4 protein-coding genes are annotated in these 9,288 nt (G+C 61.8%); 2 read left to right on the top strand and 2 right to left on the bottom strand.

Annotated elements, in window-relative coordinates; all coding sequences use genetic code 11:
- Window positions 1-49: 49 nt before the first annotated feature.
- Window positions 50-2,926, bottom strand: a complete 2,877-nt coding sequence (gene galA / locus ACK8OE_RS19110) for a beta-galactosidase GalA (protein ID WP_410273915.1) — start codon at window positions 2,924-2,926, stop codon at window positions 50-52.
- Window positions 2,927-3,125: 199 nt separating this feature from the next.
- On the opposite strand from galA (ACK8OE_RS19110), the gene galA (ACK8OE_RS19115) reads away from it, so the two are divergent.
- Both galA (ACK8OE_RS19115) and ACK8OE_RS19120 read left to right on the top strand, forming a co-directional pair.
- A complete protein-coding gene (gene galA / locus ACK8OE_RS19115; protein ID WP_410273916.1) occupies window positions 3,126-5,987 on the top strand; it encodes a beta-galactosidase GalA in 2,862 nt (953 codons plus the stop codon).
- 61 nt (window positions 5,988-6,048) lie between these two features.
- Complete coding sequence (locus ACK8OE_RS19120; protein ID WP_410273917.1) at window positions 6,049-7,374, top strand: alpha-L-fucosidase; 1,326 nt, start codon at window positions 6,049-6,051, stop codon at window positions 7,372-7,374.
- 117 nt (window positions 7,375-7,491) lie between these two features.
- Here ACK8OE_RS19120 and ACK8OE_RS19125 read toward each other — a convergent pair whose 3' ends face one another.
- Window positions 7,492-9,081, bottom strand: a complete 1,590-nt coding sequence (locus ACK8OE_RS19125; protein WP_410273918.1) for an alpha-L-fucosidase — start codon at window positions 9,079-9,081, stop codon at window positions 7,492-7,494.
- Between the last annotated feature and the right edge of the window lie 207 nt (window positions 9,082-9,288).

The raw sequence follows: 9,288 nt of genomic DNA on the forward strand, positions 1-9,288 counted from the left end.
CAAGGCTTACGCTCTTTCCCTGCATGGGTCATGCAAAATCGTGTGACGCCTACTCCGCCTGAAAATCGACTGTGGCCGCCGTCAGGCCCAATGACACCAGCCTCAGATGCCCGCGGCCGCGCTCCCCTGTGGATTGTACGATCACCTGCGCCCAGCCGTTGAACAGGCGGCGTTGCCACGGGGCTACCGGGGTCGTGACCCGCAGGCTGCCCCAGCGCGAGCCGCCCACCGACTGATCATACAGGGCCTGCACGCCACCGGCCGGCGTCGTCATGACGTAGCTCAGGCTGTTGCGATCCTTGAGTTGTGAGGCGTCAAGCCGGATGATCCACGCGCCGTCCATCGCCTGCGCCGTTACCGCCTGCCCGTTGACATAAAGGTGCTGATCCGGGGCCAGTTGTCCGACAAAGAGCACGGCCTGTTCGCCCGCGCTTATCACCGGGCGGGCAAATTCACCCCTCAACACAAGGCCTTTGGTCAGGGGCGGCTGAGCCTCCGGGGGCAACCACTGCGCCGGATCACGCCAGTTTGTGGTGTCGGCCGTCTCGGCCACAGCGCGTGACGTGTCGGTCAGATCGTCTCCAGCCAGACTGCGCCAGTTCGACAGGCTTACATAGCGATGGCGCTCCGCCGGACGGTCCACTTCGTGAGACCCCGGATCGCCGTTGCCCATGCCGATCAGCCGGATCGGCCCCGATACCTCAAAATCTATGCGGTTATCCGCCGTGGGCACAGGACGCCCCTTTTTGTCGGTCACCTGAACCCAGACCACCGAAATGTCGCTGCCGTCGGCTTTCAGTGCCGTCTTGTCGGGCCGCGCGACCACCGCCGCCGGTGCGGCCGTGGTGCTGACGTTTTGTACGGCGACCTGCCGCCCCTTCTGATAGGCCCTGGCCGTCAGGGTGCCGGGCGCATAGGGTACGCGCCACCTCAGGTGCGAATAGCGCGGCATCGCCTGACGCCCCAGCGACTTGCTATTGAGGAACAGTTCGACCGCGTCGCCATTGCTATAGACGCGGACGTCGATCGGCTGACCTTCGCGCCCGGCCCAGTTCCAGTGCGGCAGGATGTGCACCATCGGCTGATCGGTCCACACGGATTTCAGATAATAGGCCGTGTCCTTAAGCACACCCGTCGTATCCACCATGCCGAATTGCGACGATATGGCCGGCCAGCCAAACGGCGTGGTTTCCCCACGATAATCGAACCCCGTCCACACAAACATGCCCGACATCCACGGGCGCGCCATGACGCGGGTCCAACCTTCTTCGATGCTGAGGCTGCTGCCCGGCCGGCCCTGACGGTCATAGGCATTGAGGTGCACCCTTGCCGGGTCGTCGAAATAGATGCCGCGCGTCGTCAGGGTCGAGCCTTCCTCGGTCATGATGGCCGGCTTTTCCGGATGTTGGGCGTGGAAGCCATCGACGTCGTGCTGAGCGCCATAGTTGAAACCGATGACATCCGCGCCGACCGAGGTGCCCTTGCCCGAACCGCTGGTGGCGACCGTGGTGCGCCGCGTCGGATCGAGCCGCCTGACGAAATCCTGCATTTCAAGCGCCAGCCGCGTGCCGATGTCCTTCCATTCCAGCGCCCACTCCTCATTGCCCACCGACCACAGGATGACGCTGGGGTGGTTGCGGTCGCGACGGATCAGGCGCTCAAGCTGGTGCGTTATTTCCGGGCTGGTCCCCATCATGCGGTGTTCGTCGATGACCAGCATCCCCAGACGGTCAGCTTCATCGAGAAGCTCCGGCGTCGGCGGATGATGCGAGGCGCGGTAGGCATTGACGCCAAAGGATTTGAGCTGTTTCAGCCGCCAGATTTTCAGGCCATCCGGCAGGGCGACGCCAACACCGGCATGGTCCTGATGGTTATTGGTGCCCTGAAGTTTGACGGCCTTGCCATTGAGGAAAAAGCCCTTGTCCGGATCAAAGGTGACGGTACGCACGCCAAATCGGGTGTCGTAGCGGTCCACGACCTGCCCGTCGCGCAACAGGCTTGTGCGCAGGGTATAGAGATACGGGTCTTCCAGAGACCACAGATGCGCCTCAGACAGCGTCAGGGTGGCGGCAAACACCCCGTCCGATACGGCGTTCACCGACCGGTCGGCCTGCGTTGTTTGCGCCACGACCTGCCTGCGGGCGTCCACCACCTCATGACGGATGGCAAAGCCCCGCTCGCTTTTGAAGGCATTCTGCACCGTCAGGTCGATGTCGAGCCGGGCATTCGCTCCCTCAACGGTCGATCGGACGAAGGTGCCCCACTGCGCCACGTGCAACGGATCGGTCTTGGTCAGCCAGACGTGCCGGTAAATGCCCGCCCCTTCGTAATACCAGCCCTCTTCGACCGTCGCGTCGGCGCGCACCGCGATTAGGTTTTCGCCGCCGAAATTGACGTAATCGGTGATGTCGTGACTAAACCCCGAATAGCCGCTGGGTTCGGTGCCAAGGTAGTGCCCGTTGATCCACACCACGCTGTTGCGATAGACGCCATCGAATTCCAGCGAAATCCGACGCCCCTTGTCCGAGGCCGGAATCGTGAGGGTTTTGCGATACCAGCCGACGCTGTTTTCCGGGAAAGGGTGCCCGATGGCCTTGGAGCCGTGGTTGGCACTGCCGCGTTGATCAAACGGCAGTTCGACCGCCCAGTCGTGCGGCAGATCGACCTTGCGCCAGCTGACATCGCTGAAGTCCGGATTGGCCGGACCGTCGCCATAGCCCGCCTTAGCGAAGAAAAAGGGCCGCAGACCATAGCCAAAGTCGCGCTGGGCCTCATCGGCATGGCCGTAGGCAAAACGCCAGTCCTTGTCGATATTGAGGCGCTCACGCGGGGTCTGGGCCACAGCGGGCAGGATCAGCCCGCATATCAGCAGCAGCGCCGCCAGCACCCCCCTGAGAAGCCTGCCCGTGTATGTCTGTTTGCGCATGTCGTCCCCTGCCTGTGTTCTGTGTTTGCTGCGTTATTATATTATAATAAACCTCGCTTCAATACGCCGCTGGAGTCACAGGCAGCCAAGAGGGGCCGCGCAAAGCCTCCACGGCTATTTCTGGTAAAATCTTCGGATCACGACTGGACAAGCGTCCTCAAAACAATATTATTGTCCGACAATAAAAAGGGAGAAGCGCGTGCTGGACAGACGTGACCTGTTGAAATCCGTGAGCCTGCTGGGGGCTGTGTCCTATGGTGTTTCCGCACCTGCAAAGGCTACGGATCGCGCCGCGCCTTCTCCGGCTCCGGCCAGCGGACCGTCGCCCCGCGAAGTGCTTTCGCTGAACAAGGGCTGGCGCTTTTTCGAAGGCGACATTCCCTTCCCCAAGATACTGGGGCACGGCTGGTCCTACGCCAATGCCAAGGCCGGATCGGCCTGGGGCGCGGCGGCGGCCTCCTATGACGACACGGAGTGGACGCATGTCACTCTGCCGCACGACTTTGCCAGTTTCCAAGTGCCGGATGAGCGCGAAAATCTGGCGCAGGGGTATCGCAAGCGCGGCATCGGCTGGTATCGCAACCTGCTGAGGTTCGACGAAAGTGACCGCGGCAAACATATCGAGCTGCAACTGGACGGCATCTCGACCCACGCCACCCTCTGGCTCAATGGCACGCTGATCAATCGCAACTGGTCGGGCTATAATTCCATCTATGTCGATATCACGCCCTATCTGTCCTACGGCGCGGCGCTCAATTCACTGGTGGTGCGCGTCGATGCCGACGCCATGCAGGGCTGGTGGTACGAAGGGGCGGGCATTTACCGCAATACGTGGATCGTCAAGCGTCACCCGCTGCATATTGAGACCGATGGCGTCTTTGCCCACCCCGTAAAGGCCGGCGATCAGTGGCAGATTCCGGTCGAGGTGACACTGAACAACACCACCGACCGGCCGCAATCGGCGGAGATCGTCTCGTCGCTGGTCGATGCGACGGGCCGTGTCGTCAGCACCTGTCGCGTGACCGCGCAAATCCCGCCGATGCAGACCAGTGTCACGACCGGTCGCATGAATGTCGGCAACCCGACCCTCTGGGATATCGACTCCCCTTACCTGTATCAGGTGCGCACACAGCTTATCCAGCAGGGGCGTGTCCTTGACGAGGTGGTGACCCCCGCCGGGTTCCGCACCCAGAGCTTTGATCCGGACAAGGGCTTCTTCCTCAATGGTCGGACGGTCAAGCTGAAGGGCGTGTGCATCCATCAGGACCACGCCGGGGTCGGCGTCGCCGTACCGCCGGGGCTTCTGGAATATCGCCTGCATCGCCTCAAAGAGCTGGGCTGCAACGCCATCCGCTGTTCGCACAATGCGCAGGACAAGGCGTTTTATGCCCTGTGCGATCGCATGGGCTTTCTGGTGATGGACGAAAACCGCGTCTTCAACCCCTCGCCCATCCATATGGCCGAGCTGGAGTGGCTGGTGCGCCGCGATCGCAACCACCCCTCGATCATCCTGTGGTCCGTCTTCAACGAAGAACCGATGCAGGGGACGGAACAGGGCTATCAGATGGTCCGGCGCATGGTGGCCAAGGTCAAGTCGCTCGACACCACCCGCCCGGTGACGGCGGCCATGAATGACGGTCTGTTTACGCCCGTCAATGTGTCTCAGGCCGTCGATGTGGTCGGTTTCAACTATCAGTATCAGAATTACGACGCCTTTCATAAGGCGCACCCGACCCTGCCCATCACCTCGTCCGAAGACTGCTCCGCCTTCATGACGCGCGGGGAATACAAGACGATAAAGGATAAGCACATTATCGCCTCCTATGACGATGACGCCGCCGACTGGGGCACCACGCAGCGCGTCGGCTGGAAAGCCATAGCCGCGCGGCCTTTTGTGGCGGGCACCTTCGTGTGGACCGGTTTCGACTATCACGGCGAGCCGACGCCGCATCAGTGGCCGTCCAACTCGTCCTTCTTCGGCATTATGGACCTGTGCGGCTTCGCCAAGACCGCCTTCTGGATGCGGCAGGCCATGTGGTGCAGCGATCCGGTGCTGCATCTGGCCCCGCACTGGAACTGGGCCGGACAGGAGGGGCAGGACATCCTCGTCATGGCTCTGCACAATATGGACGAGGTGGAACTGTTCCTGAATGGCCGGTCGCTGGGGCGTCAGGCGGGGGACCGTTACGTGATGAACCGCTGGAGCGTCGCCTATGCACCGGGAAAGCTGAGCGCCATTGGCTATCGCGGCGGCAAGGCGGTCAAGCGCTTTGAGGTCGAAACCACGGGCACGCCGGTACAACTGAAACTGACCCCCTTCCGCCCGCTGATGAAGGGGGATGGCATAGATGCCCAGCCCTTCACGGTCGAAGCGCTGGATGCGAAGGGCCGGCACGTGCCGACCGCCCAGCACAGCGTGCGCTTTACGGTCGAAGGCGGCGACATTATCGGGCTTGGCAACGGCAATCCCAATGATATCAGCTCGGAAAAAGGCGACACGCGCGCCCTGTTCAACGGGCTGGCGCAGGTGATCGTCCAGACGCGCGAAGGCCAGTCCGACCCGCTCGTTCTAAAGGCCGTGGCGGAGGGTCTGAAGCCCGCAACGCTCAGGATCGACGTGCAGGCGGCGCAGCCCTGGCCCTATCAGGCCGTGTCCGAAAGCGTGCAGATCACCGAAAACTGGCGGCGCGCCCCCGAACAGGCGGGGCCGCTCAATCCCGATCTGCGCCCAAAGGATAATGACATGAATTCGTGGGGCTGGTTCCGCGCGGGCGTGCCCTTCGCTGCGCTCGACCGCGACACGGAGGTCCTGTGCGCCGTCGAGGTCGAAGCCTATGCCCGGGTGCGAAAGAGCGGCGGTGTCATCGAGTGTCTGGGCCTGCTGGGCCCGGCCACCCTATATATCAACGGTCAGAAGGTGGCTGAAAAAACCAGCGACGACAGCGCGCCCCTGAGCGCCCCCTTCCCCAAGGGGGCCGGGAAACACTGGGTCAGCCTGATTTTCCGGGCCCGTCGCGGACAGCCGTTCGGCTTTACCGATGTGGTGCGTATCCGCGCCTGAGGCCCGCCTGTTCGCCACTGGTGCGGCGGAGCGCGGGAAGAACAATACAAAGGAGGAAATAATGAGGATCGGCAGACGACATTTTCTGATGGCGGGGGCCTGCGCGCTGGCGGCCCCGGCGGTCGCTGTAGCTGCGACGCAGACCGATGAGCAGAGGTCAGCGGCCAAGCTGTCCAATGCCGATCCGGCGCTGGCCCCTGAGCTTTTGTTGCCTGAGAAGGACCTTGCGTGGTGGCGTGACGCCAAGTTCGGCATCTTTGTGCACTGGGGGCTCTATGCCATTCCGGGGCGCGGCGAATGGCACATGTTCAATGACAAGGTGCCGCCGGGCGAATACCGCAAGCTGGCGGAGCAGTTCGATCCGCAGGCCTATGATCCGGACCAGTGGGCCGCCTTGGCCAAACAGGCCGGGGCCCGCTACATGGTGATGACGGCCCGCCACCACGACGGCTTCGCCCTGTGGGACAGCCCGTCCAGCTTCCAGCAATTTGACGCTATGCACGCCAGGGCGCACCGCGATCTGATCCGGCCCTATGTGAACGCCGTGCGGCGCGCCGGGCTGAAGGTCGGGCTCTATTATTCGCCGCTCGACTGGCGCTTTCCCGCCTATTTCCACCCGCGCGAACTGCCGGAAAACGCCCGGTTGCTGAAAATGCAGACCTATGATCAGGTCAGTGAACTGATGAAAAACTACGGCAAGATCGACGTCCTGTGGTGGGACGGCGGCTGGCTGGCGCACAAGGGGACCGATGCCGACGCGGCGTGGTTCTGGGAGCCGGCCAAACTCAATGGCATGGTGCGCAAATACCAGCCCAAGATCCTGATCAATCCGCGTTCGGGCTGGATCGGCGATTTCGACACCGAAGAAGGCCACGGCACTATCTCAGGGCCGATCCGGGCGCGTCCGTGGGAAAAGACCTTCGCCCTCGGCTCGGCCTGGGGCTACACGCCGGATAATTACGCCATGTCGTGGCAAAAGGTCGTCCCCTTCATCGTCAACGCCGCCGTGCGCAATGGCAATGCCCTGATCAATGTCGGACCGGACACGCAAGGGCGTATCCCGCCCGCTCAGGCCGAAACGCTCAGGGGTATCGGCCAATGGATGAGCAAATACGGCTATACGATTCAGGACACCCGCCCCGGACCGCTTCAGCCGCGCGACGGCGTTTTCGGCACAACCTTCCGTAAAAACAAGGTGTTTGTGCATATCTTCTCATGGCCCGAAGACCGCCTGACCCTGAGCGATTTCCCCAAAACCGTGCAGACAGCGGTCAGTGTGACGGGCGGCAAGGTCGTCTGGTCGCAGCAGGACGGCACGCTGACGCTTCGGGTCGTTGAGGGGTCGCGCGGCGACCCGCTCACCGTTATCGAACTGACCTGTGCTTAAATCAAATAAAGCGGCGTCCGGATATTCCGGACGCCGTTCTAAATTTTTGTTTTATCGAGATACTTTATCAAAAACCGCTCACACTTTTGACATACCGCGCCAGAAGTTCCCTGCGCTCTAACCGCGGAAGGTGATTTCAAACGCGTTGGCCATGGGCGAAGCCCCCTGAGGCACCTTGATCACCAGTGCCCCCGCCTCCTGCTGTAACCGGCAGGGTTTGGACGTGCCCAGCAAGCGCACCTGCTTCACCTGACGCGCCTGTTTGGCGTTTTTACCGAGCGCCTGAATGGCGAGGCGGCCTTCGGGTTTGCCCAGCGAAATCGCATACAGGGTCTTGCCGCGCGTCGTGAAGCGAATGTCCTGTGCCGTGTAGGCCGTACCTTCCTGAAACGCCCCTTCGGCGGCCTCGGTCGGGCCTTCGCCGAATTGCGTCCACGGGCGGGTGCCGTGAATGGCCTCGCCATTGACCTTCATCCATGCGCTCAGATCGGCCAGCAGGGTTTGCGATTCCGGCGGCAGGCTGCCGTCGGGATACTGCACCACATTCATCAGCAGATTGCCGTTCTTGCTGACGATGTCGCACAGCATATGGATCACTTCGGTGCTGGTCTTGTACTTGAACCCATCCGAATAGAACCAGTCGCCGTTGGACGTACAGGTCTGCCACGGATAGGGATTGATACCTTTCAGCACGCCGCGTTCGACGTCCTGCACAAACGCCTCTTTGTAGAATTCACCGGAGCCGAAATCCTTGCCATTATAGACGGCTTCGTTGCGGCCGGCGCGCGCCACGCTCTTGTTGTACATGTGCGCGACCAGACTGCGGCCGACCACACCGAAGGGCAGGCCGCCGTCGGAATAGAGCAGGTCCGGTTCATAGCTGTCGATCAGGTCCTGGATACGGTTGTACCATATCTGATGGAAGGCCGGGTCCTTGGTGTACCAGGTGTCCGCCGTGCCGCGATAGGGCTCGTTATGGGCCGGATGATAGAGGTCGGCGTATTGCGGGTCAGCCCCGTCATAGGCGACGCCGTTTTCCGGCCAGGTCTGATTATACAGATGGCTGGGGTGGAACCAGTTGTGGCTGGCGCCCAGATGCTCGGAGACACCGAACCGCAGGCCACGCTTGCGCGCCGCCGCCGCCCATTCGCCGACAATATCGCGTTTGGGCCCCATGGCGACCGCGTTCCATTTGTGGTGCTTCGACTTCCACAGGTCGAAATTGTCGTGATGGACGCCCATGCTGACAAAGTATTTGGCACCGGCGGCCGCATAGAGGTCCATCAAGCCTTCAGGGTCGAACTTTTCGGCCTTCCACAGGGGGATTATGTCCTTATAGCCAAACTTTGACGGCTGGCCGTAGGTCTTGACGTGGTGCGTATTGTGAAAGTGGCCGGGGATATAGAGGTTACGCGCGTACCAGTCCCCGACGCGCGGCACGGCCTGCGGGCCCCAGTGCGACCAGATACCGAACTTGGCATCGCGGAACCAGTCGGGCGCCTGATAGGTCTTCAGCGACTCAGGCGTCGGCTGAAACGGCCCCTTGGCGACGGGCAGATCGTAGCGGACCGGCGGTTTGGGCTGACAGGCATCGCCATCAGCAGCCGCCGTGGCCTTGGAGGCCGCAAAACCAGCCCCGGCAACCGCACCCCACGCCCCCATCAATGGCACACCGCCCAACAGGCTGCGTTTGGTTAGTTTCACCATGATCTTTTCCTTTGTGTCCCTGTTAGCGGTTGCTAAATTTATACAAAACAGACGTTTATAGGCACGATCTAGATCATTATGATTTCTGGCAGAAACATAATGATCTGGATTTTTGTTTAGCCCCTCGCCGGGCGGCGGCTGCGCCGCCTTGGCCGCCGCCTCAATGCCGGCTTGAGCGGAATGATTCCATTAGAAATCATTCCGCTC

It is taken from the genome of Asticcacaulis sp. W401b (assembly GCF_046503825.1).
Lineage (GTDB): Bacteria > Pseudomonadota > Alphaproteobacteria > Caulobacterales > Caulobacteraceae > Asticcacaulis.

Bases quoted from the DNA above. Each gene is read 5' to 3' on its own strand.
- ACK8OE_RS19120 (WP_410273917.1), top strand. From the start codon at position 6,049: ATGAGGATCGGCAGACGACATTTTCTGATGGCGGGGGCCTGCGCGCTG.
- ACK8OE_RS19125 (WP_410273918.1), bottom strand. From the start codon at position 9,081: ATGGTGAAACTAACCAAACGCAGCCTGTTGGGCGGTGTGCCATTGATG.
- galA (WP_410273915.1), bottom strand. From the start codon at position 2,926: ATGCGCAAACAGACATACACGGGCAGGCTTCTCAGGGGGGTGCTGGCG.